We start from the raw sequence: 22513 nt of genomic DNA, 5'->3' as shown, positions 1-22513 counted from the left end.
GCGGTCGTACCGTCGGCGCCGGCGTCGTCGCTAAAATCGTCGCGTAAGGCCGACGATACGAGATGCCAGGGCCGCGCATCGGCCCTGGCTTTTTCGTAATAAAAGCCTTGCAAAGCGGAAGGGGTGCTGCTAAATCCAGCGCCCCGACTGGAGGAGCATAGCTCAACTGGTAGAGCACCGGTCTCCAAAACCGGGGGTTGGGGGTTCGATCCCCTCTGCTCCTGCCATCTCCCTCAAGGCGATGGCGCCCCACCAGCAGGGACATTGATAGGACCGATCGAGGCGGCGGAACCCTTCCCCGCCTTTCTTATTCGGGCCGGAGACGTTGAGTTAGGCGCATGGCGAAGACAAGCCCGGTTCAGTTCTTCAAGGAAGTTCGGCAGGAAGCCCGCAAGGTCTCTTGGCCGACCTGGAAGGAAACTTGGATCAGCACCGCAATGGTGTTCATGATGGGGCTGCTTGCGGCCTTGTTCTTCTTTCTGGTGGATCAAGGCCTTTCGCATGGCATTCGCCTGATCCTTGGTCTGGGGAAATAAGCTCATGGCGCAGCGTTGGTACGTGGTGCACGTCTACTCCGGTTTCGAAAAAAAGGTGGCCCAGGCCATCCAAGAAACCGCCGAGCAAAAGGGCATGGCCGATCTTTTCGGGGATATTATGGTCCCGACCGAAGAGATTGTTGAGGTCCGGCGCGGCGCCAAAGTGAATTCGGAGCGGAAGCTCATTCCCGGCTATGTGCTGGTGAAGATGGAAATGAACGACCAGACTTGGCACATCGTCACCTCGACGGCGAAAGTGACCGGGTTCTTGGGCGCCAAAGGCAAACCGTCGCCGGTCAGCGATGCGGAAGCCGAACGGCTGGCCCGGCAGGTCAAAGAAGGCACGAACCGTCCGCGTCCGTCCGTCCGCTTCGAAGTGGGCGAACAGGTGCGCGTTGCCGATGGTCCGTTCGCCTCCTTCAACGGCACGGTGGAAGAAGTGGACGAAGAGCGCTCGCGCCTCAAGGTGGCTGTGTCGATCTTCGGACGCTCGACCCCGGTCGAATTGGAATATGGCCAGGTCGAGAAAGTTTAAGACCTGGCTCTATCGCGCGGGAGGCTCGCCATGGCCGCACCGCGCTTCCTTCTCGTGAGAGGATCAAATGGCAAAAAAGATTGTTGGCTACATTAAGCTACAGGTGCCGGCTGGCAAAGCCAATCCGTCGCCGCCGATCGGTCCGGCGTTGGGTCAGCGCGGTCTGAACATCATGGAATTCTGCAAAGCGTTCAATGCGCAGACGCAGCAGCTTGAAGTCGGTATGCCGATCCCCGTGGTCATCACGGCCTATGGCGACCGTACCTTCACCTTCGTGATGAAGACCCCGCCGGTCACTTACTTCCTGAAGAAGGCTGCGGGCATCGATAAGGGGTCGCAGACCACCGGCAAGGGCGCGAAAGTGGGTAAGGTCACGATGGACCAGATCCGCGAAATCGCGACCAAGAAGATGGCCGATCTCAACGCCAATGACGTTGATGCCGCGGCTACCATGATTGTCGGCTCGGCCCGGTCCATGGGCCTGGAAGTGGTGGAGTAAGCCCATGGCCCGCATCGGTAAGCGTCTGAAGAAGGCGTATGAAGGCGTTGACTCCGAAGCCCTGGTGGCGCTGGAGCAAGCCGTTTCCATGATTAAGGCCCGGGCCACGGCGAAGTTCGATGAAACCATCGAAATTGCCATGAACCTGAACATCGATCCGCGTAAGGCCGATCAGGCCCTGCGTGGCGTCGTGTCGCTGCCGAATGGCACCGGTAAGACCCTGCGCGTCGGCGTGTTCGCCCGCGGCGCCAAGGCTGAAGAAGCCAAGGCGGCTGGGGCCGATGTGGTCGGCGCCGAAGACCTGATGGAAATCGTTCAGGGCGGCAAGATCGAGTTCGATCGTTGCATCGCCACCCCGGACATGATGGCCATCGTCGGTCGTCTCGGTAAGGTGCTCGGCCCGCGTGGCCTGATGCCGAACCCGAAGCTCGGCACGGTGACCACCGATGTCGCAGCAGCGGTTGCGGCGGCCAAGGGCGGTCAGGTGCAGTTCCGCGCCGAAAAGGCCGGGATCGTCCATGCTGGTATTGGTAAGGCGAGCTTCTCGGAAGAAGCGCTGCTGGAGAACGTCAAGGCGTTCGTTGGCGCGATCAACCGGAATAAGCCGACCGGCGTTAAGGGCGTCTACATTAAGAAAGTCAGCCTCAGCTCGACCATGGGTCCGGGCGTGAAGCTGGAACTCGGGTCGGTCGCCAGCCTCTAAGGCGCGACGATCCGATGAAGGATCCCCGAAGCGCTTCGGCGCTTCGGGTTTGATCGGATGAGCGATCATCCGATCCCCTGTCCAAGACCATTGGGGCCAAGGCTTCGGCCAAACGCTTAATCATCCAACGGTAGACAGAAGGTACCGGAACCATCCCCGCGAGGGGGCCTGGGGAAAGACTTCTGCGGACAGGCGAACGAGAGGGGAGCCTTCGGGCTGCCCGAGTGTGCCGGGGGTTAGCAATAACCCCCATCGTATCAGGAAAGCAGATGGTCTGCTTTCCCTTGATATTGGAGACGAGACGTGGACCGTTCCGAGAAGCAGGAGCTGGTTTCGTCCTTGCATTCCGCGCTGGCTGGTGCCGGTTTGGTAGTTGTCACCCAACAAAAGGGTTTGACGGTTGCCGAAACGACCAACCTTCGTCGCAAGATGCGGGCCGAAGCGGCCTCCTACAAAGTTGCGAAGAACAGGCTCGCTAAGCTCGCCCTCGCCGGCACGCCCTACGAAAACCTCGGCGATCTGCTGAAGGGTCCGACTGCGCTTGCGTATTCGGCTGACCCGGTTGCGGCTGCCAAGGTTGTCGTCGAGTTCGCCAAGACGAACGACAAGCTCACCATCGTTGGCGGCTCCCTCGGGGGGCAACCGCTCAACGAAGCCGGTGTGAAGGCTCTTGCAACGCTGCCGTCGCTCGACGAACTGCGTGGCAAGCTGCTCGGCGTGCTCCAGGCTCCGGCCCAGAAGCTCGCCGCAGTGGCACAGGCCCCGGCTGCTCAGCTTGCTCGCGTCGTTCAGGCGTATGCCGACAAAGGCGCAGCGGCCTAACCGTCGCAGCTTAATCTTTCCCAGACTTACCCTCCTAGGAGACTTACAATGGCTGATTTGGCCAAACTCGTTGACGATCTCTCGGCCCTGACCGTTCTGGAAGCCGCCGAACTCGCGAAGCTGCTGGAAGACAAGTGGGGCGTCACCGCCGCCGCTCCGGTCGCCGTTGCCGCTGCTGGCCCGGCTGCTGCCGCCGCTCCGGTTGAAGAACAGACCGAATTCACCGTGATCCTCGCCGATGCCGGCGACAAGAAGATCAACGTGATTAAGGAAGTCCGTGCCATCACCGGTCTCGGCCTGAAGGAAGCCAAGGACCTGGTCGAAGGCGCTCCGAAGCCCGTCAAGGAAGGCGTGTCGAAAGACGAAGCCGCCAAGATGAAGAAGGTGCTGGAAGAAGCCGGCGCAAAGGTCGAAGTGAAGTAATGCCTTGCGGCCCTCTGGCCGCACGGTGTTAATCTTATCGGCTTGCCGTGGGCGGAAGGGGTTTCGCGAAGCCTTTCCGTCCACGCAGTCGGTAACTGGAAGCGTAAGCGTACTTTAGAGCGGGCCTGCTGAGCGCCGGGGTTTCCGGGGCAGCACGGGCCTGTTCCCGTTTGCAGAAGAATCCGATGGCTGCGCGAAGCGGTCGGTTCCGGTGCGGCGGCGGAACACAGACGATTGAGGGGCAGACATGGCGAAGTCGTTCACGGGTCGTAAGCGGGTTCGGAAGAGCTTCGGGCGCATCCCGGAAGTGGCAAAAATGCCGAATCTGATCGAGGTGCAAAAGAGCTCCTACGATTATTTTCTGCAAATGAACGTACCGCCTGAACAGCGCACCCCGGTCGGGCTTCAGGAAGTGTTCCGCTCGGTATTTCCGATTAAGGATTTCTCCGAACGCTCGCAGCTCGAGTTCGTTAAGTACGAACTGGAAGAGCCGAAATATGACGTTGAAGAGTGCCAACAGCGCGGCATCACCTTTGCAGCGCCGCTGAAGGTTACGCTCCGTCTCGTGGTCTGGGATATCGACGAAGATACGGGTTCGCGCTCGATCCGCGATATCAAAGAACAAGAAGTCTACATGGGCGATATGCCCCTGATGACCAGCAATGGTACGTTTATCATTAACGGCACCGAGCGCGTCATCGTCAGCCAGATGCACCGGTCGCCGGGCGTGTTCTTCGATCACGACCGTGGCAAGACCCATTCGTCGGGTAAGTTCCTGTTTGCCGCCCGCGTTATCCCCTATCGCGGATCGTGGCTGGACTTTGAATTCGACGCGAAGGATATCGTCTACGTCCGTATCGACCGCCGCCGCAAGCTGCCGGCGACGACCCTGATGCTGGCACTGGATTCCTTCTTGACCGAAGAGCGGCGCGTGAAGCTGGCCGAAGACGGGGCGACCTTGGCGCCCTTCGAAGCCACCGGCATGACCGCCGAAGAAATCCTGCAGTATTTCTATGAGACTCTGACCTTCGAACGCACGCCGGGCGGCTGGAAGCGGCCATTTAGCGCTGAGCAGTTCAAGGGCATGAAGCTCACCTATGATCTGATCGATGCGGCCACGGGCGAAGTGCGCGTGCCGAAAGAAACCAAGATCACCCCGCGTCTCGCCAACAAGCTGGTCTCGGAAGGTCTCGAGGCAGTGCTGGTGCCGACCGATGATCTGGTGGGCCGTTATGTCGCCGCCGACATCATCAATGAAAACACCGGGGAAATCTGGGTTGAAGCTGGGGAAGAGGTGAGCGAGCAGCTTCTCGAAACCCTGGCCGATATGAATGTTGGCGAACTGCCGACGCTCAATATCGATCACGTCAACGTCGGCCCGTACATTCGCAACACGCTGGCTGTTGATCGCAACAAGACCCGCGAAGACGCGCTGATCGATATCTACCGCGTCATGCGCCCGGGCGAACCGCCGACCCTCGAAACCGCTGAAAAGCTGTTCGGCGATCTGTTCTTCGATTCGGAACGCTACGATCTTTCGGCCGTGGGCCGTGTGAAGATGAACGCGCGCCTGGGCCTGGATGTGCCGGACACGATGCGCGTGCTGCGCAAGCACGATATTCTGGCCATCGTCAAGCTGCTCTGCGACCTGAAGGACGGGCGCGGCGAAATCGACGATATCGACCATCTCGGCAACCGCCGCGTTCGCTCGGTCGGCGAACTGATGGAAAATCAGTATCGTCTCGGCCTGCTGCGCATGGAGCGCGCGATCCGCGAGCGCATGTCGTCGGTCGAAATCGACACGGTGATGCCGCATGATCTGATCAACGCCAAGCCGGCGGCGGCGGCAGTGCGCGAGTTCTTCGGCTCGTCGCAGCTCAGCCAGTTCATGGATCAGACCAACCCGCTGTCGGAAATCACCCATAAGCGCCGCCTGTCGGCGCTTGGGCCGGGCGGTCTGACGCGCGAACGCGCGGGCTTCGAAGTCCGCGACGTGCATCCCACGCACTATGGCCGTATCTGCCCGATTGAAACGCCGGAAGGCCCGAATATCGGTCTCATCAACTCGCTCGCCACCTATGCGCGGGTGAACCAGTACGGCTTTATCGAAAGTCCGTACCGCAAGGTGAAGGACGGGGTTGTTTCGTCGGACGTGGTCTATCTTTCCGCGATGGAAGAAGGCCGCTACACGATCGCCGAAGCGAATGCCGAACTTGATGCCGATATGCGTTTCGTCGCCGAACTGGTGCCGAGCCGTCAGGGCGGGGAATATATCGTCGCCCGTCCGACCGATATCGACCTGATCGACGTGTCGCCGAAGCAGTTGGTGTCTGTCGCCGCCGCGCTCATCCCCTTCCTCGAAAACGACGACGCGAACCGCGCCCTCATGGGCTCGAACATGCAACGTCAGGCCGTGCCGCTGATCCGGGCGGAAGCGCCGCTGGTCGGCACCGGGATGGAAGCGACCGTGGCACGCGATTCGGGCGTTGCGATCTCCGCCAAGCGCGGCGGGATCGTCGATCAGATCGACGCGACCCGTATCGTTATCCGCGTGACCGATGCGACGGAAGCCTCCTCCTCGGCGGTTGATATTTACAACCTGCTGAAGTTCCAGCGCTCGAACCAGAATACCTGCATCAATCAGCGTCCGCTGGTGAAGGTGGGCGACGTGGTGGCGGCGGGCGACATCATCGCTGACGGCCCCTCGACCGAGCTGGGCGAACTGGCGCTGGGCCGCAACGTCCTCGTCGCCTTCATGCCGTGGAATGGCTACAACTTCGAAGACTCGATCCTGATCTCCGAACGCATCGTGTCGGAAGACGTGTTCACGTCGATCCATATCGAAGAGTTCGAAGTGATGGCCCGCGATACCAAGCTGGGTCAGGAAGACATCACGCGCGATATTCCCAATGTCGGGGAAGAAGCGCTGAAGAACCTCGACGAAGCCGGGATCGTTTACATCGGTGCCGAAGTGAAGGCGGGCGATATTCTGGTCGGTAAGGTGACGCCGAAGGGCGAATCGCCGATGACGCCGGAAGAAAAGCTGTTGCGCGCCATCTTCGGTGAAAAGGCGTCGGACGTGCGCGATACCTCGCTGCGCGTGCCGCCGGGGGTCACCGGGACCATCGTGGAAGTGCGCGTCTTCTCCCGCCGTGGCGTGGATAAGGACGAGCGCGCGATTGCCATCGAACGCCTGGAAATTGAACGTCTGGCGAAAGACCGCGACGACGAACGGGCCATTCTGGAACGCAGCTTCAACGGCCGCTTGAAGGAACTGCTGCTCGGTCAGACCATTGCGTCTGGTCCGCGCGGCGTGAAGGCGGGCGCGGTTGTCGATAGCGAAACCCTCGCAGGTCTCACCCCCGGTCAGTGGCGCCAGATTGCCGTTGCCGACGATAAGGTGATGGACGATCTCGAAGCGCTGAAGAAGCAGATGGACGCCTCCATCGACCGCCTCAACAAGCGCTTCGAAAACAAGGTCGAAAAGCTGCAGCGCGGCGACGAACTGCCGCCGGGCGTGATGAAGATGGTCAAGGTCTTCGTTGCGGTGAAGCGCAAGCTGCAGCCGGGCGATAAGATGGCCGGTCGCCACGGCAACAAGGGGGTTATTTCCCGCATCACGCCGATCGAAGATATGCCCTATCTTGAAGACGGAACAGCGGTCGATATCGTCCTCAATCCGCTGGGCGTGCCGAGCCGCATGAACGTCGGGCAGATCCTGGAAACCCATCTGGGGTGGGCCTCGGCCAACCTCGGGCGGCAGATTAAGGATCTCGTCGATCAATTCCGCCGCGAAGGGTCGAAAGACACCAGCAAGCTGCACAGCTACTTCAAGGATATCTACGGCGAGAAGGTCTATGGCGAGGATATCGCCGACCTTGATACCGGCGATACGTTGGAACTGGCGCAGAATCTGACGCGCGGTATTCCTTTCGCAACGCCGGTCTTCGACGGCGCCCGTGAAGAAGATATCGTCCATATGCTGGAAAAGGCTGGGATCCACAGCTCGGGTCAGATGACCCTGGTCGATGGCCGCACCGGCGAGCCGTTCGACCGGTCGGTCACGGTCGGCTACATCTACATGCTGAAGCTGCACCATCTGGTCGATGACAAGATCCACGCCCGCTCCATCGGGCCGTACAGCCTCGTCACCCAGCAGCCGCTGGGCGGTAAGGCGCAGTTCGGTGGGCAGCGTTTCGGGGAAATGGAAGTCTGGGCGCTCGAAGCCTATGGCGCGGCCTATACCCTGCAGGAAATGCTCACGGTCAAGTCGGACGACGTGTCGGGCCGTACCAAGGTTTATGAAGCCATCGTCCGCGGCGACGATAACTTCGAAGCCGGTATCCCTGAGTCCTTCAACGTGCTCGTGAAGGAACTGCGGTCGCTGTGCCTCAACGTCGAACTGGAAACCCGCGCCTAACGGCGCGGGGGCTTTCGGCGGTTATATAGTTTAGAAGTACGGGTCTTCTAACGGGCTGGCCTCAGGGGCTGGCGGGAGTAAGACATGAACGAGTTGATGAATCTCTTTGGTCAAGTGACCAGCCCTCAGAGCTTTGACGAGATCCAGATTGCGATCGCAAGCCCAGAGCGGATTCGGTCCTGGTCCTTCGGCGAAGTTAAAAAGCCCGAGACGATCAACTATCGCACCTTTAAGCCGGAACGCGACGGTCTGTTCTGCGCCCGTATCTTCGGCCCGATTAAGGATTACGAGTGCTTGTGCGGTAAGTACAAGCGCATGAAGTATCGCGGGATCATCTGCGAAAAATGCGGCGTCGAAGTCACGCTGGCCAAGGTTCGGCGCGAGCGTATGGGCCATATCGAACTGGCCTCGCCGGTTGCGCATATTTGGTTCCTGAAGTCGCTGCCCAGCCGTATCGGCCTGCTGCTCGATATGACGCTGAAAGATCTCGAGCGCGTCCTATACTTCGAAAACTACGTCGTCATTGAGCCGGGTCTGACGCCGCTGAAGCTGAAGCAGCTTCTGTCGGAAGAAGATTACCTGAAGGCCCAGGACGAATACGGCGAAGAAAACTTCACCGCCAAGATCGGCGCCGAAGCCCTGCGCGACATGCTGGTGCAGATCGACCTTGAAGACGAGGTCGAGACGCTGAAGACCGAGCTGCGCGAAACCGCCTCGGAAGCCCGCCGCAAGAAGCTGGTGAAGCGCCTGAAGCTGGTCGAAGCTTTCCACGCCTCTGGCTCGCGCCCGGAATGGATGATCCTGGAAGTCGTTCCGGTTATCCCGCCCGAACTGCGCCCGCTGGTGCCGCTGGATGGCGGCCGCTTTGCGACCTCCGATCTCAACGACCTTTACCGCCGCGTCATCAACCGCAACAACCGCCTGAAGCGGCTGATCGAGTTGAAGGCGCCGGACATCATCGTCCGCAACGAAAAGCGTATGCTGCAAGAAGCGGTCGATGCGCTGTTCGATAACGGCCGTCGTGGCCGCGTCATCACCGGCGCCAACAAGCGTCCGCTGAAGTCGCTGTCCGATATGCTGAAGGGTAAGCAGGGTCGCTTCCGTCAGAACCTGCTGGGTAAGCGCGTCGACTACTCGGGCCGTTCGGTTATCGTCGTCGGCCCGGAACTGAAGCTGCACCAGTGCGGCCTGCCGAAGAAGATGGCGCTCGAACTCTTCAAGCCGTTCATCTATGCCAAGCTCGAACTTTACGGCCACGCGAGCACCATTAAGGCGGCGAAGCGTATGGTCGAAAAAGAGCGCCCGGAAGTTTGGGACATCTTGGAAGAGGTGATCCGCGAACATCCGGTGATGCTGAACCGCGCGCCGACGCTGCACCGCTTGGGTATCCAGGCGTTCGAGCCGACGCTGATCGAAGGTAAGGCAATCCAGCTTCACCCGCTGGTCTGTACCGCGTTCAACGCCGACTTCGACGGCGATCAGATGGCCGTTCACGTGCCGCTGTCGCTGGAAGCGCAGTTGGAAGCGCGCGTGCTGATGATGTCGACCAACAACATCCTCTCGCCCGCCAACGGCAAGCCGATCATCGTGCCGAGCCAGGACATTGTTCTGGGTCTCTATTACCTCTCGATGGAAGACTTCCGCCGCCTGACGGATGAAGTTGATCTGGCGCAGCTTACCGATGCCGAGATTGATGCGGCCATTACCAATGGCAAGCTGATCCTGCGCGAAGGCGATGCGGCGACCGGCACCTATCATGTGAAGCCGCTGGGCGCCGACTTGGCCGCTAAGCGCGCCAAGCTGGTTGGCCTGCGCGTGCCGTATTATTCGAACATCTCGGAAATCGAAGCCGCGCTGCAAGAAAAGACCATGCACCTGCACACGCCGGTGCGCGGTCGCTGGACGACGGTGGATGCCGCAGGCAATCTTGTTCAGAAGGACGTCCGCGCCACGGCGGGCCGGATGCTGCTGGGCGAAATCCTGCCGAAGAGCGTTCTCATCTCCTTCGATCTGGTCAACCGTCAGTTGACCAAGAAGGAAGTGTCCTCGATCATCGATATCGTCTACCGCCATTGCGGTCAGAAAGAGACGGTGATTTTCGCCGACCGTATGATGGCGCTGGGCTTTAGCCACGCCTGCCGCTCGGGCATCTCCTTCGGTAAGGATGACATGATCATCCCGAAGGATAAGGATGCGCTGGTCGCCGATGCTCAGGAAAAGATCAAAGAATACGAACAACAGTATCTCGACGGTCTGATCACCCAGGGCGAAAAGTACAATAAGGTCGTCGACGTTTGGTCGCAGTGCACCGAAAAGGTCGCCGACGCGATGATGAAGACCATGCAGGCGGTCCACGGGTCGGGCAAGCTCAACTCGGTCTATATGATGGCCCACTCCGGGGCGCGTGGTTCGGCGGCGCAGATTAAGCAGCTTGCCGGGATGCGCGGTCTGATGGCCAAGCCGTCGGGCGAAATCATCGAAACGCCGATCATTTCGAACTTCAAAGAAGGTCTGACCGTGCTGGAGTACTTCAACTCCACCCACGGTGCCCGTAAGGGTCTGGCCGATACCGCGCTGAAGACCGCGAACTCCGGGTATCTTACCCGCCGTCTCGTGGACGTGGCGCAGGATTGCATCATCACCGAAGACGATTGCGGCACGCAGCAGGGCATTACCGTCCGCGCCGTCGTCGATGGCGGTGAAGTCATCGCCCCGCTGGCCGAACGTATCCTCGGCCGCTCGGCGGTTGCCGATGTGATCAACCCGAAGACCGGCGAACTCATCGCCAAGGGCGGCGAGATCATCGATGAAGACGCGGTCGAAAAGGTCGAAAAGGCTGGGATCGACTCGATCCTCATTCGCTCGGTTCTGACCTGCGAAAGCCATGTCGGCGTGTGCGCCGCGTGCTACGGGCGCGATCTGGCGCGCGGTACGCCGGTCAATATGGGCGAAGCCGTGGGCGTTATCGCGGCGCAGTCGATCGGCGAGCCGGGCACCCAGCTTACCATGCGTACCTTCCATATCGGTGGGGCGGTGCAGCGCGGGGCGGAGCAATCCTCAATCGAAGCCAGCCATGACGGCACGGTGAAGTTCATCAACCGTACGGTGGTGATGAACGGCCAGGGCGTGCCCATCATCATGGGCCGCAATGTAGAACTGATCCTGCAGGATGCCGATGGCCGCGACCGCGCCCGTCACCGCATCCCCTACGGCTCGAAGCTGCTGTTCGATGAAACCCAGCCGGTCACCAAAGGCCAGCGCTTGGCGGAATGGGACCCGTATACCCTGCCGATCATCGCGGAACAGGAAGGGGTTGCCCATTTCGTCGACCTCGTGGACGGTCTGTCGATCCGCGAAGTCATGGACGAAGCCACCGGGATTTCGAACCGCGTTGTCACCGATTGGCGTCAGCAGACCCGCGGGTCTGACCTGAAGCCGCGTATCGTGCTGCGCGACGAGAAGGGCGAATCGATCAAACTGCCGAACGGGCTGGAAGCGCGCTACTTCTTGCCGGTAGATGCGATCCTGTCGGTCGAGAATAATCAGCGGGTGAAGGCGGGCGACGTTGTGGCCCGTATCCCGCGCGAAAGCTCGAAGACCCGCGATATCACCGGGGGTCTGCCGCGCGTCGCCGAACTCTTCGAAGCGCGTAAGCCGAAGGATTACGCGATCATTTCGGAAAGCGAAGGCCGCGTCGAATTCGGGAAGGATTATAAGACGAAGCGCCGCATCCTGGTCGTCCCGACCGAGGAAGGGCGCGAACCCGTCGAGTATATGATCCCGAAGGGCAAGCACATCAGCGTGCACGAAGGCGATTACGTGCAGAAGGGCGACCTGCTGATGGATGGCAACCCGGTTCCGCACGATATTCTGCGCGTGCTGGGTATCGAAGCCTTGGCCAATTACCTGACCAACGAAATCCAGGACGTGTATCGTCTGCAGGGCGTGAAGATCAACGATAAGCATATCGAAGTGATCGTCCGGCAGATGCTGCAGAAGATCGAAATCGACGATGCGGGCGACAGCACGTATCTGATCGGTGAACAGGTCGGTAAGCTGGAATATGAAGCCGAAAACCGCAAGCTGGTGGCCAAGGGCGAACGCCCGGCGCACGGTAAGCCGGTTCTGCAGGGCATCACCAAGGCGTCGCTGCAGACGGATTCCTTCATCTCTGCCGCATCGTTCCAGGAAACTACCCGCGTGCTGACCGAAGCCGCCGTGTCGGGCAAGACCGATACGCTGAACGGTCTGAAGGAAAACGTCATCGTCGGTCGCCTGATCCCCGCCGGGACCGGCTCCGTCGTGGCGGAATTCCGCAAAGTGGCGGCGGAACGCGACAAGGCCATCCTGGCCACCGAAGCGACCGCCGATGCCGCGCTGACGGACGAACGCGAAAGCGCCTAACGCTTCCTGCGACTAAGCAAAACCCCCGGTTCCGCAAGGGCCGGGGGTTTTTGTTTGGCGGTAAGGATGGACGGCGGCCCGGTGCTGAGGGTGCGTTAGTCGCCCCCGCCGCCGCCGTCCCCACCCCCCGTATCGCCGCCGCTACCGCCTGTATCGCCGCTGCTGTCGGCGAAGCCGTCGGAACTCTCGCCCCCGGCCTCCATTGCCAGAAGCGCAGAAAAACTGAGCGCCAGACCAGGGGCGCCGGAATCCTGGGGCCGGCGGTAGGCGCGCGGCGCTAGGCGATAGGCTGGGGCCCAGGCGCCCGGATCGATCCGGCTGAACATCCCGGTCTTCACCCCCGCCAGCACCTGCGCCCCGATCCATTGCGTCGGTGGAAACCAGCAGGGCAGCGCGCAGAAGGGGTAGCGTAACCAGGGCAGCAGGCGGGCGTTTGATTGGAAAAACGGCGTCAGCCAGCGGCTGGCCCATTGATAAAAGCGCTGCTGCCCCTGGCGGGCGCGGGCATAGTGGGCTAGGGCCTCCGGCAGCGGGCGGGCGCCACTAAGGCAGAGCGACAGCACTAAGGCGTCGAGCAGCGCTAAATTAGCCCCTTGGCCGAGCTGCGGGCTGGTGCAATGGGCGGCATCGCCGATGAACAGCAGCCGCCCGGCAATCGGGGTTTTCAGCACGACATCGCGGTAGCGCGCGGGGGTAAGGTGCCCGTGCTCGGTAATCTGCGCTGCAAGCGGTTCGGTTTCCGGCCAAAGGCGCCGAAGCGTGTCCCGCCAAGCGGTGAGATCGGCGTGCGGCCAGTCACCCAGCGTCGCGGTCGGCTCGCTCCAGAACAGGGCCGCCCGGTTGCCGCCAACTGGCAACACGCCGATCATATGCCGGGCGGCCTGATAGCGCTGGTCCAAGACGTCGGGGGCGAAGCGGCTGTCTTTCAGATTAACCAGCCCCCAAAGCGCGCCGAAGGGATACGGCCGATCCCGCCGAACGTTGCCAACCTGCGCGCGCAGCGGGCTATTGGCGCCGCTGGCATCGACAATCAGGTCGAAGGGGCCGAAACGACCAGCGGCGGTTTCAACGAACCCGCCGGAACCATCTGGGTCAAGATCAGTCGCCCCTGTCACCGGGGCGCCGGTGATCAGCCGGATCGGGCGGGCTTGGGCGGCGGTATAGAGGGTTTCGAAGAGCGCCGTCCGGGTAACCCCAAGACCGAAAAGCCGTGGCGCGAGGGCGGCATAGCGCACGTCCAGCAGGGTGATTTTGCCCCCCACCGCCCGGCCATAGAGTCGTGAGATGCGCGCGCCGTGCGGCAGCAGCGCGGTATCGAGCCCTAGGCACGCGAGGACTGACAAGCCGCTCGGTTGCAGCAGCAGCCCCGACCCCAGCGGGCGCGGCGCCTCAAAGGCTTCGATCAGCGTCACCGCGTGGCCTGCATCGGCGAGAAAACAAGCGGCGGCCAACCCGCCCATCCCGGCGCCGAGAACGGCGATCTCTTGCGGGGTGGCGGCGGCGGGCAGCATGGGTTAGGCCGCTGCCGCCTTCTTCTTCGCCGCCACCACTAGCCAGCGGTGCGTCCCGAAGCCCGTCAGGACCAGGGCGAACATGATATAGGCCATTGGCCGGGCGGAGGCGTCGTGGAATAGGCCCAGCAGCACGCCCGCCCCCATGCCCAGAATAAACGGCAGCACCCCGCCCAAAGCCGCAGCGGCCCCCGCCATATGGGGGTAAGCCGCCAGCGCGCCTGCCATCGAATTGGCGCCGACCATGCCGAGGGCGGCCAGCATAATGAACAGCGGCACGGCGATCCCGGCAACGCCGAACAGGTTGAAGCTGGCCGTCACCAACAGCAGGGATGCCCCAACCAAGGTGAGCATCAAGCCATAGCCCAGCATGCGATCCGACCCGACGCGGGTCACCACGCGGCTATTCACGGCGGACAGGATCATCATCCCCACGACATTGCCGCCGAACAGAAAGCCGAAGGTCTGCGGGCTAATGCCCATGACGGTGATATACACATGCGGCGTTCCGGCAATATAGGTGAACATCGCCGCATACAGGCAGCCCGCCGACAGGCAATAGCCGAGAAAGGGGCGGGAGCGGATCAGCTCGCGGTAATGATGCAGGGCAACGCGCAGGGTGCCTTGACTGCGCCGGTCCCGCGCCAGGGTTTCCGGTGCCAGGGTAAAGGCGACGATCAAGCAGAGGATACCGAAGCCGGTCAGCGTCCAGAAAATCGCCCGCCAGTCGAAGAAGATCAGCAACTGCCCGCCAACCACGGGCGCCGCCATCGGCGCCGCCCCCATCAGCAGCATCAGGATCGAATACATCCGGGCCGATTGGTCGCGGCCATAGAGATCGCGCACCATCGCCCGCGCCATCACCGGCCCCGCCGAGGCGCCGATACCTTGCAGCAGCCGGGCGAGGATCAGGGTTTCGACACTGCCTGCCGTTGCGCACAAGATACTACCGACGAGATAGAGCAGAATCCCGCCCAAGGCCACCGGGCGCCGCCCCAGCGAGTCCGACACCGGCCCATAAACAAGCTGCGCCAGCCCGAAACCGACCAGGAAGCCGCCCAAGGTAAGCTGAATTGCCGCCGGATCGGCCCGCAGCGCCGCTTCCATCGCGGGTAGGGCGGGCAAATACATATCGATGGAAATCGCCCCGAACATCGACATTAAGCCGAGAACAGCCGCGAGAACGGGGAAGGGCAGGGCGGTCGCCGGGCGGGCGGCGGCAGACGATTGGTTATTCATGCAACCAACCTGTCGAGGTGCTACCCAAGGTGCAAGCGATAATCCGGCAGAGGGGGGATGCTATCCCCGCCCGCCACGCGCCGCATGCATCAGGGCGCGATCAATCAGATAATCAATGTCCTGCGGCAGGGTTTGCCAGTTGGTGACGAACCGCACCTCCGACGATCCTGGCCCGCCCCAGCGGTAGAAGCCGATGCCATCGGCTTCCAGCCCATCGGCCACCCCGTCCGGCAGGGCGGCGAAAACCTCGTTGGCTTCGACGGGATAGAGTAGCCGCGTACCGGGCAGGCGGGCGAGGCCCTGGGTCAGCCGTTCGGCCATCGCATTCGCCTGGGTCGCCCAGGATAGCCAGCGCCCATCGGCGAGGCTGGCAGCCAATTGGGCGGACAGAAAGCGCATCTTCGAGAAAACATGCCCGCCGCGCTTACGGCGAAAGGCGGCTTCATCGGCTAGGGCCGGATCGAAGAACAGCACGGCTTCCGCCGCCAGGGCGCCGTTCTTCGTTGCGCCAAACGACAAAACATCAACCCCGGCTTCCCAGGTGATTTCGGAGGGGGCGGTTGCCAGCGTCGCCACGGCATTGGCAAAGCGCGCACCGTCCATATGCACTTTCAGCCCGTGGGCATGGGCGATTTCGGCAAGCGTGTGGATTTCGTCGGGCTGATACAGCGTGCCGCATTCGGTCGCCTGGCTCAGCGATAGGGCGGCGGGCTGGGTTTTCTGCGGATTGCCGGGCGCGGTGGTGGCGAGAACCTGGGTTAGCCCTTCCGGCGTGATCTTGCCGTTCTCGCCGGGGATCGGCACCAGTTTGGCGCCATTGGTGAAGAATTCCGGTGCGCCGCATTCGCTTTCGATGATATGTGCGCCCTCGTGGCAGTAAATCTCCCCCCACGGCGGGCAGATGCAGCTTAGCGCCAAGGCATTGGCGGCGGTGCCGGTGGCGACGGCGAACATCGCCAACTCGCATTCGAACAATTCGCGGAAGCGGCGCAGGGCCAGCGCGGTCATATCGTCGGCACCATAGGGCATGGCGCTCGACTGGTTGGCGACGGCAATAGCCTCCAGAATCTCTTGCGGGACGGAGGCGACGTTATCGGAGGCGAAGTTCAGGTTCACGGCGCCGTTCCTTGTACGATGATGCGGCCCAGGGTTTTGCCGGTCGCGGGATCGACGGCCAGCAGCAGCGCCTCGCCCTTCGGGCCGCGCGTGTGCAGGATCACCCGGTCTTGCGTACCGGCGACGCCCATCAGCCCATAGCCTTCCGGCAGCATGACGGTGTTTTCCCACACCGCTTTGTTTCCGGCCATGCGGGAGGCTAAAGTGGCGGCCAGCACCACAACGCCGACGATAATGAGAACCCCCATTCCGATGACCAGAGCCTTCAACGCCGCCACCCGTTCCTCCTGCTGCTCGTGCGCCCAATGACCGCGACGATCCTAACCGTGCCCGACGATCTGGCCGGGGAACGGCTGGACCGCGCCCTAGCCGTTCTGCTGCCCGATCTATCGCGCTCCCGCCTGAAAACCCTGATCGAAGGGGGGCACGTGCTGCTTTTAACCGAAGCGCCCGAGGCGGAAGACGACGACCCGATCGACGGTGCGACAGTAACGGAGCCGTCCAGCCGGGTCAAACCGGGGCAGGTCTTCGCCCTGGCCTTGCCGGAGGCCGAAGCCGCCGCGCCGGTGCCGCAGGATATTCCGCTGAGCATTCTCTACGAGGATGCCAGCGTGATCGTGATCGATAAGCCCGCCGGGATGGTGGTGCATCCGGCGCCGGGCAATCCCGATGGCACGCTGGTCAATGCGCTGCTCTATCATTGCGGCGAGAGCCTGACCGGCATTGGCGGCGTCGCCCGGCCCGGCATCGTTCACCGGATCGATAAGGAAACCAGCGGCATTCTGGTTGTCGCCAAGACCGAAACCGCCCATGCGCACCTGTCGGCGCAATTTGCTGATCATTCGGTGGACCGCAGCTATCGCGCCTTCGTGTGGGGCGGGCCGGTGCCGCTGGAAGACCGCATCGAAGGCCCCATTGGCCGCCACCCGACCGACCGCAAGCGCATGGCGATTACCGCCAAGGGCAAGCATGCCGTGACCTATTATTCGACGCTCGCCCGCTATGGGGTGCCCGATATCACCCTGGTCACGCAGCTTGCCTGCCAGCTTGAAACCGGGCGCACCCATCAGATTCGCGTCCATCTGACCCATCGCGGTCACCCGCTGCTGGGCGATCCCGTCTATGGTCGCCCGTCGAAACAATCCCTCGCCGCTTATGCCGGGGCGCAACGGTCGGGCGCTTTGGCGCGCTGGGACCAGATCGCCGCCTACGTAAAGGATTGGGACCGCCAAGCGCTGCACGCGGCGGAGCTTGGCTTCACCCACCCCGTCAGCGGCGAGCGGCTGCATTTCGCAAGCCCGCTGCCCGCCGACCTCGCAGGCTTGGAAAGTTTTTTAGAAGGAGCCTAAAAACCTATTGAAACAGTGTTAAGTTGGGGTATGCTCTGAATATCCGAGAGGGTTGGTCAGACATTATCTCGCCTTTTTTGGGGGATAGCGTCACCGCACCGCAGAACTGGGTGCCGATCTCGGACCGATGTTGTGTTGATACCGACCGAACGCCATAGGAGGGTTCATAATGGCCGCTAGCTTGCCTGTGATCGGAAGCGATGGAAATCTGGCCCGGTATCTTGCGGAAATCCGCAAGTTTCCGATGTTGACGGCCGAGGACGAGTTCCTGCTAGCCAAGCGTTTCAAAGAACATGGGGACGTTGAGGCGGCGCACAAGATGGTGACCAGCCACCTCCGTCTCGTTGCCAAAATTGCGATGGGCTATCGGGGCTACGGTTTGCCGGTCTCCGAACTCATCTCCGAAGGTAATGTCGGCATGATGCAGGCGGTGAAGCGCTTCGATGCCGATAAAGGGTTCCGCCTAGCGACCTACGCCATGTGGTGGATCCGCGCCGCCATTCAAGAATATATCCTGCATAGCTGGAGCCTGGTGAAAATGGGGACGACGGCGGCGCAGAAGAAGCTGTTCTTCAATCTGCGCCGACTGAAGGGCCAGATGCGCGCGATTGACGATGGTGATATGACGCCGGAGCAGGTGCAGAAGATCGCCACCGACCTTGCGGTGTCGGAAGACGATGTGATCCAGATGAACCGCCGTTTAGGCGCCCCGGATCATAGTCTGAATGCCCCCTTGCGCGTTGATGGCGAAGGCGAATGGCAGGATTGGCTGGTCGATGACGCCGATAGCCAGGAAATCGCCATCGCGGAACAGGACGAAAGCGATAAGCGCCGCGCGCTGCTGAAGGACGCGCTGAAGCAGCTTAACGACCGCGAGCGCATCATTCTCGTCGCCCGCCGCCTGACCGATGAGCCGCAGACGCTGGAAGACCTGTCGCAGCGCTATAACATCAGCCGCGAACGGGTGCGCCAGATCGAAGTGCGCGCGTTCGAAAAGCTGCAAAAGGCGATCCGTACCGCTGCGGCGGCCAAGAACCTGCTGCCCGCCTAAGCCTGTCGCCACTGGTTGCGAAAAGCCGCAAGAGTCTCGCTCTTGCGGCTTTCGGCTTTCGGCTTTGGTTAGGGTTTAGGCAGGGTTTTGAGATAGGCGATCACATCGGCGCGGTCTTGTTCGTTCGGCAGACCGACCGTCATGCTGGTGCCGGGCACTCGCTTGGCCGGGGCGGCGAGATAGGCGTCGAGGTCTGCCTCGGTCCAGGTGATCCCAGCGGCGGGCAGGGCTTTCGAATAGCGCGCGCCCGGCACGCTCCCCGCCGGGCGACCGATGATGCCAACCAGATGGGGGCCGACTTTATTTTGCTCGGTCACGGCGTGGCAGGCGGTGCAGCGGGTGAAGACGCTTTGGCCGCGCGCGGCGTCCCCCGCCGCCCAAACCGGGCTTGCGAGTGTGGACAGCAGTAGGGCCGTGGCGACGGCGGGTCGCATCGTCATCAATATCTCCTGGTCGATGGGGATGATCTGAAGATGGGGGCCGCGCGGGGCCAGCGTTAGCCGAATCCTCGGGAATTCTTGCCCGATTCTCCGGGGGGACTTGTCGGACAGGGCAGTGTGTCGCCACCTTGTCACATCATCGCCGCCGCTGAGTCTGGAGCCGCCCGTGCCGCAGTTTGCCGCCGATACTGCCGACGCCATCCGTACCGATATTCTAGCCCGGTTGACCCCGGACCATCCCGACCGCGCCGCCCGCATCACCGGCTTTGCGATCTATCGGGTCACGGAAACGGCGGGGCCGATGTGCGGCCTATACGAACCCAGCCTATCGGTGATCATTCAGGGGGCCAAACGCCTGCATATCGGCGATGAAACCCTGGTCTATGACGAAAAGCACTTCCTGCTGACGGCGGTGGGGCTGCCAATCCTGGCGCAGATTGAAGCGGCAACGCCGGAGCGGCCCTATTACTGCCTCGCCCTGCGCATCGATCTTGCCAAAGTGCGGGAGATTATTGCCGAGATCGGCCCCCAGCCCGTCAGCGGGGCGGAAGTTGGCCTGTCGATGGCGCTCGGTACGGCGACCGCCGAACTCTTCGATGCCTTCCGCCGCCTGATCGCCCTTCTGGACCAGCCGCACCATATCCCCTTCCTGGCCGACCAGATCGAGCGGGAAATCTATTACCGCCTGCTCACCGGCGACCAGGGCGTCCGCCTACGCCGTTACGCCCTCGCGGGCAGCCAGAGCAGCCGGGTGGCGCGGGCGGTGGAATGGCTGAAGCAGAATTATACCCAGCCGCTGCGGGTGGAAGATTTGGCCGATATTGCCGCGATGGGCGTTTCCACCCTGCACCATCATTTCCGCGCCATGACGGCGATGAGCCCGCTGCAATTTCAAAAGCACCTGCGGCTTAATCAAGCGCGGATGCTGATGCTGGGCGACAATCTCGACGCGGCGACGGCGGCCCTGCGCGTCGGTTACGAAAGCCCGACCCAGTTCAACCGCGAATACCGCCGCCTCTTCGGCGCCCCGCCGATGCGCGATATTAAGACGTTGCGCGCGATGCCGGCGGCCAATCAGCCGGTCGACTTGGATATCGCGGGGTAGGCTCGGCTAAACCCCCTCTCCCCTTGGGAGAGGGAAGGGTGAGGGATAAAGGCCCCGAAAGATCGGAATGCTTTCCCTCACCCGGCGCCTCCGGCGCCACCCTCTCCCGGAGGGAGAGGGATCGACGCGGCTTCAGTCTAAGCACTCAGCCCCTTCGACAGCGGCAGCACATGGATCCGCTTGCCCAGCGCCTTGAAGATGGCGTTGGCGACAGCGGGGCCGATGGGCGGGACGCCCGGTTCGCCGATGCCGCTCGGTGGGTTGGTGGAGGGGACGATATGCACCTCCACCTTTGGCATGGCGTCGATGCGCAGCGGGCGGTAGGCGTCGTAATTACTCTGTTCGACCTGGCCGTTTGCCAGCGTAATCGCTTCGTCCATGATTGCACCTAGCCCGAAGCCAACCCCGCCTTCCACCTGGGCTTTCACCTGATCGGGGTTGATAGCCGTGCCGCAATCGACGGCGGCGACCACCCGTTCGACCTTCACCCCGCCGCGCGGATCGACCGAGATTTCGGCGATTTCCGCAACGACCGTGCCGAAGCTTTCGGCCAAGGCCACGCCCCGGAAGCGACCGGCGGGCAGCGGCTGATCCCAGGCGGCTTTTTCCGCTGCGAGTTTGAGGGTCACGGCGTGGCGGGAAGTTGGCTCTAGCATCGACAGGCGGAAGGCCACCGGGTCTTTCCCTGCCGCCGCCGCAACTTCATCGAGGAAGGCTTCGCCGACATAGGACGTATGGGTGGAGCCGACCGAGCGCCACCAGAGGATCGGCACGCCAACCTCCGTGGTGGTCAGGCCGATGGTCTGGTTGGGGATGGCATAGGGCAGGTTATTGGCGCCTTCGACCGAGGTCGGATCGACCCCGCCGACGACCATGCCTTTTTCGAACATTGTGCCCTTCATGATCGACTGGCCGACGATATGGTCAGCCCAGGCGATCAGCTTGCCGTCCTTATCCAACCCGGCCTTAACCTTATGGACGTAGGCGGGGCGATAGCGGCCGCCCTGCATATCGTTCTCGCGCGTCCACTGCACTTTGACCGGCGCTTTGAAGCCGATGGCTTTGGCGACGGCAACCGCTTCCGCAATCACATCGGCGTCAAAAACCGCGCGGCGGCCGAAGCTGCCGCCCGACTTCATCACGTGCAGATGCACCTTATCCGGCGTGGTTCCGGCGATCCCGGCGGCGATGGCTTGATAGACATCGGGGAACTGGTGGCCGCCCCAGATTTCCAGCGTGCCATCGGCATTCATGCGCGCGACCGCGTTCAGCGGCTCCAGCGCCGCATGGGCGAGGTAGGGGAATTCATAGGTGGCTTCCAGCACTTTCGCCGCGCTGGCGAAGGCTTTTTCCGTATCGCCATCCTTGCGGGCGACGGCTTGGGGGGCCTTACCGGCAATGTCCTTATAGCTGGCGATAATCGCGTCCGACCCGCGCTTTTCCGCGCCGCTTTCGTCCCAGGTCACGGTCACCGCGTCGCGGCCCTTCAGCGCGGCCCACATATGCTGGGCGACGACGGCGACCCCGCGCGGGGTGCTGACCACATCGACGACGCCTTTCACCGCTTTGGCGGCAGTCGCGTCGAAGGATTTCACCTTGGCGCCGAAATAGGGCGGATGGATCATCACCGCCGTCAGCATGCCGGGCAGTTTAACGTCGATAGTATAGCGCTCGGTGCCATTGGCCTTGCGGGCGCTATCGAAGCGCTTCAGGTCGGACTTACCGATGAACTGCCAATCCTTCGGCGCCTTCAGCGCCACTTTCTCGGGCACCGGCAGCGTCGCGGCCTTGGCGGCGAAAGGACCGAAGCCCGACGATTTACCCGATGGGTGGGAGAGGATGCCCTTGGCAACGCGGATTTCCTCCGGCTTCACCTTCCACTCGGCGGCGGCGGCGGCGACCAGCATTTCGCGCGCGGCGGCCCCGGCCAAACGATAGCGCTCCCACGAGGAGGCCATCGAGGTCGAGCCACCCGTACCTTGGAAAGCCCCACCGAAAGCGAGATTGCCGTAGAGCTTTACATTTCCGGCGGCGCCCTGCACTTCGATGGTGTTCCAATCGGCGCCCAATTCTTCGGCGACCAGGGTAGCGATGCCGTTGTAGGCGCCTTGGCCCATTTCGAACTGCGACGACAGGATCGTCACCTTGCCATCGGCGCCGATGGTTAAATAGGCCGCGAACGGCTGGCCTGCGGCGGCGGGGGCGACGCCGCTATTGGCAGCGGCCCGCTTGCCCGGCAAGTGGAAGCCGACCGCCAGCCCGGTTCCGGCGGCGGCGGCCCCCAATAGAAAACGGCGGCGGGTCGGTTTCGCGTCCAGCACCGGTTGGGCCAGGCGTTGCATCATTTTCGGCAGCATGGC

The 22513-nt window shown here is 62.3% G+C and carries 17 protein-coding genes and 1 tRNA gene; 12 read left to right on the top strand and 6 right to left on the bottom strand.

Translation table 11 applies throughout. The features are described from left to right. The first annotated feature begins 151 nt into the window (after window positions 1–151). The 9 genes from CHR90_RS19030 (at window position 152) to rpoC (ending at window position 12342) form a co-directional block, all read left to right on the top strand. Window positions 152–227: transfer RNA gene (locus CHR90_RS19030), tRNA-Trp, on the top strand. 111 nt (window positions 228–338) lie between these two features. After that, window positions 339–536 (top strand): preprotein translocase subunit SecE, encoded by a 198-nt coding sequence (gene secE / locus CHR90_RS19025; protein ID WP_094410685.1) that lies wholly within the window; start codon window positions 339–341, stop codon window positions 534–536. A 4-nt stretch (window positions 537–540) separates the two neighbouring features. After that, window positions 541–1071 carry a transcription termination/antitermination protein NusG gene (gene nusG / locus CHR90_RS19020; RefSeq protein WP_094410684.1) on the top strand — a complete coding sequence of 177 codons (531 nt, stop codon included), beginning with the start codon at window positions 541–543 and terminating at the stop codon, window positions 1069–1071. 67 nt (window positions 1072–1138) lie between these two features. Then, window positions 1139–1570: a 50S ribosomal protein L11 gene (gene rplK, locus CHR90_RS19015; RefSeq protein WP_094410683.1), complete on the top strand. Its 432-nt coding sequence runs from the start codon at window positions 1139–1141 to the stop codon at window positions 1568–1570. Between the two features lie 4 nt (window positions 1571–1574). Beyond that, window positions 1575–2273 (top strand): 50S ribosomal protein L1, encoded by a 699-nt coding sequence (rplA, locus tag CHR90_RS19010; RefSeq protein ID WP_094410682.1) that lies wholly within the window; start codon window positions 1575–1577, stop codon window positions 2271–2273. Window positions 2274–2576: 303 nt separating this feature from the next. Then, window positions 2577–3095, top strand: coding sequence for a 50S ribosomal protein L10 (gene rplJ / locus CHR90_RS19005; RefSeq protein ID WP_094410681.1), 519 nt, complete (start codon window positions 2577–2579; stop codon window positions 3093–3095). A gap of 48 nt (window positions 3096–3143) precedes the next feature. Continuing rightward, a complete protein-coding gene (rplL, locus tag CHR90_RS19000; protein WP_094410680.1) occupies window positions 3144–3518 on the top strand; it encodes a 50S ribosomal protein L7/L12 in 375 nt (124 codons plus the stop codon). 247 nt (window positions 3519–3765) lie between these two features. Then, window positions 3766–7938: a DNA-directed RNA polymerase subunit beta gene (gene rpoB / locus CHR90_RS18995; protein WP_094410679.1), complete on the top strand. Its 4173-nt coding sequence runs from the start codon at window positions 3766–3768 to the stop codon at window positions 7936–7938. A gap of 84 nt (window positions 7939–8022) precedes the next feature. Then, a complete protein-coding gene (gene rpoC, locus CHR90_RS18990) occupies window positions 8023–12342 on the top strand; it encodes a DNA-directed RNA polymerase subunit beta' (RefSeq protein WP_094410678.1) in 4320 nt (1439 codons plus the stop codon). 95 nt (window positions 12343–12437) lie between these two features. Here rpoC and CHR90_RS18985 read toward each other — a convergent pair whose 3' ends face one another. Genes CHR90_RS18985 through CHR90_RS18970 form a run of 4 tightly spaced genes read right to left on the bottom strand, consistent with a single transcriptional unit; the run spans window position 12438 to window position 16486 of the window. Next, a complete protein-coding gene (locus CHR90_RS18985) occupies window positions 12438–13853 on the bottom strand; it encodes an FAD-dependent oxidoreductase (protein ID WP_094410677.1) in 1416 nt (471 codons plus the stop codon). A gap of 3 nt (window positions 13854–13856) precedes the next feature. After that, window positions 13857–15092 carry a Bcr/CflA family multidrug efflux MFS transporter gene (locus CHR90_RS18980; RefSeq protein ID WP_094410676.1) on the bottom strand — a complete coding sequence of 412 codons (1236 nt, stop codon included), beginning with the start codon at window positions 15090–15092 and terminating at the stop codon, window positions 13857–13859. A gap of 60 nt (window positions 15093–15152) precedes the next feature. Further along, a complete protein-coding gene (locus CHR90_RS18975; RefSeq protein WP_229671485.1) occupies window positions 15153–16208 on the bottom strand; it encodes a threonine aldolase family protein in 1056 nt (351 codons plus the stop codon). Continuing rightward, entirely contained in the window at window positions 16205–16486 is a 282-nt protein-coding gene (locus CHR90_RS18970; protein ID WP_094410675.1) for a DUF6476 family protein, read from the bottom strand. Before CHR90_RS18970 ends, CHR90_RS18975 begins: the two co-directional genes overlap by 4 nt. Before the next feature lie 27 nt (window positions 16487–16513). Here CHR90_RS18970 and CHR90_RS18965 point away from each other — a divergent pair, with 27 nt between their 5' ends. Both CHR90_RS18965 and rpoH read left to right on the top strand, forming a co-directional pair. Next, a complete protein-coding gene (locus CHR90_RS18965) occupies window positions 16514–17557 on the top strand; it encodes an RluA family pseudouridine synthase (protein ID WP_094410674.1) in 1044 nt (347 codons plus the stop codon). Between the two features lie 169 nt (window positions 17558–17726). Next, complete coding sequence (rpoH, locus tag CHR90_RS18960) at window positions 17727–18608, top strand: RNA polymerase sigma factor RpoH (protein ID WP_170941468.1); 882 nt, start codon at window positions 17727–17729, stop codon at window positions 18606–18608. A gap of 68 nt (window positions 18609–18676) precedes the next feature. Here the strand turns inward: rpoH and CHR90_RS18955 are convergent, their stop codons facing one another. Beyond that, window positions 18677–19048, bottom strand: coding sequence for a c-type cytochrome (locus CHR90_RS18955; protein ID WP_094410673.1), 372 nt, complete (start codon window positions 19046–19048; stop codon window positions 18677–18679). 166 nt (window positions 19049–19214) lie between these two features. Here CHR90_RS18955 and CHR90_RS18950 point away from each other — a divergent pair, with 166 nt between their 5' ends. Beyond that, window positions 19215–20153 (top strand): AraC family transcriptional regulator, encoded by a 939-nt coding sequence (locus CHR90_RS18950; RefSeq protein WP_212668729.1) that lies wholly within the window; start codon window positions 19215–19217, stop codon window positions 20151–20153. Window positions 20154–20290: 137 nt separating this feature from the next. Here CHR90_RS18950 and CHR90_RS18945 read toward each other — a convergent pair whose 3' ends face one another. Next, on the bottom strand, window positions 20291–22510 hold the full coding sequence (locus tag CHR90_RS18945) for a xanthine dehydrogenase family protein molybdopterin-binding subunit (protein WP_094410672.1): 2220 nt from the start codon (window positions 22508–22510) through the stop codon (window positions 20291–20293). Window positions 22511–22513: the final 3 nt, after the last annotated feature.

Origin of the sequence: Elstera cyanobacteriorum (assembly GCF_002251735.1) — a bacterium.
Classification (GTDB): domain Bacteria; phylum Pseudomonadota; class Alphaproteobacteria; order Elsterales; family Elsteraceae; genus Elstera; species Elstera cyanobacteriorum.
Note: the sequence above shows the minus strand (reverse complement) of the source record. Positions and strands in the feature narration are given on the sequence as shown.

What these genes read in the sequence shown, in the direction of transcription:
- secE (WP_094410685.1), top strand. Translation starts at nt 339, where the DNA reads ATGGCGAAGACAAGCCCGGTTCAGTTCTTCAAGGAAGTTCGGCAGGAA.
- nusG (WP_094410684.1), top strand. Translation starts at nt 541, where the DNA reads ATGGCGCAGCGTTGGTACGTGGTGCACGTCTACTCCGGTTTCGAAAAA.
- rplK (WP_094410683.1), top strand. Translation starts at nt 1,139, where the DNA reads ATGGCAAAAAAGATTGTTGGCTACATTAAGCTACAGGTGCCGGCTGGC.
- rplA (WP_094410682.1), top strand. Translation starts at nt 1,575, where the DNA reads ATGGCCCGCATCGGTAAGCGTCTGAAGAAGGCGTATGAAGGCGTTGAC.
- rplL (WP_094410680.1), top strand. Translation starts at nt 3,144, where the DNA reads ATGGCTGATTTGGCCAAACTCGTTGACGATCTCTCGGCCCTGACCGTT.
- rpoB (WP_094410679.1), top strand. Translation starts at nt 3,766, where the DNA reads ATGGCGAAGTCGTTCACGGGTCGTAAGCGGGTTCGGAAGAGCTTCGGG.
- rpoC (WP_094410678.1), top strand. Translation starts at nt 8,023, where the DNA reads ATGAACGAGTTGATGAATCTCTTTGGTCAAGTGACCAGCCCTCAGAGC.
- CHR90_RS18985 (WP_094410677.1), bottom strand. Translation starts at nt 13,853, where the DNA reads ATGCTGCCCGCCGCCGCCACCCCGCAAGAGATCGCCGTTCTCGGCGCC.
- CHR90_RS18980 (WP_094410676.1), bottom strand. Translation starts at nt 15,092, where the DNA reads ATGAATAACCAATCGTCTGCCGCCGCCCGCCCGGCGACCGCCCTGCCC.
- CHR90_RS18965 (WP_094410674.1), top strand. Translation starts at nt 16,514, where the DNA reads ATGACCGCGACGATCCTAACCGTGCCCGACGATCTGGCCGGGGAACGG.
- rpoH (WP_170941468.1), top strand. Translation starts at nt 17,727, where the DNA reads ATGGCCGCTAGCTTGCCTGTGATCGGAAGCGATGGAAATCTGGCCCGG.
- CHR90_RS18955 (WP_094410673.1), bottom strand. Translation starts at nt 19,048, where the DNA reads ATGACGATGCGACCCGCCGTCGCCACGGCCCTACTGCTGTCCACACTC.
- CHR90_RS18945 (WP_094410672.1), bottom strand. Translation starts at nt 22,510, where the DNA reads ATGCTGCCGAAAATGATGCAACGCCTGGCCCAACCGGTGCTGGACGCG.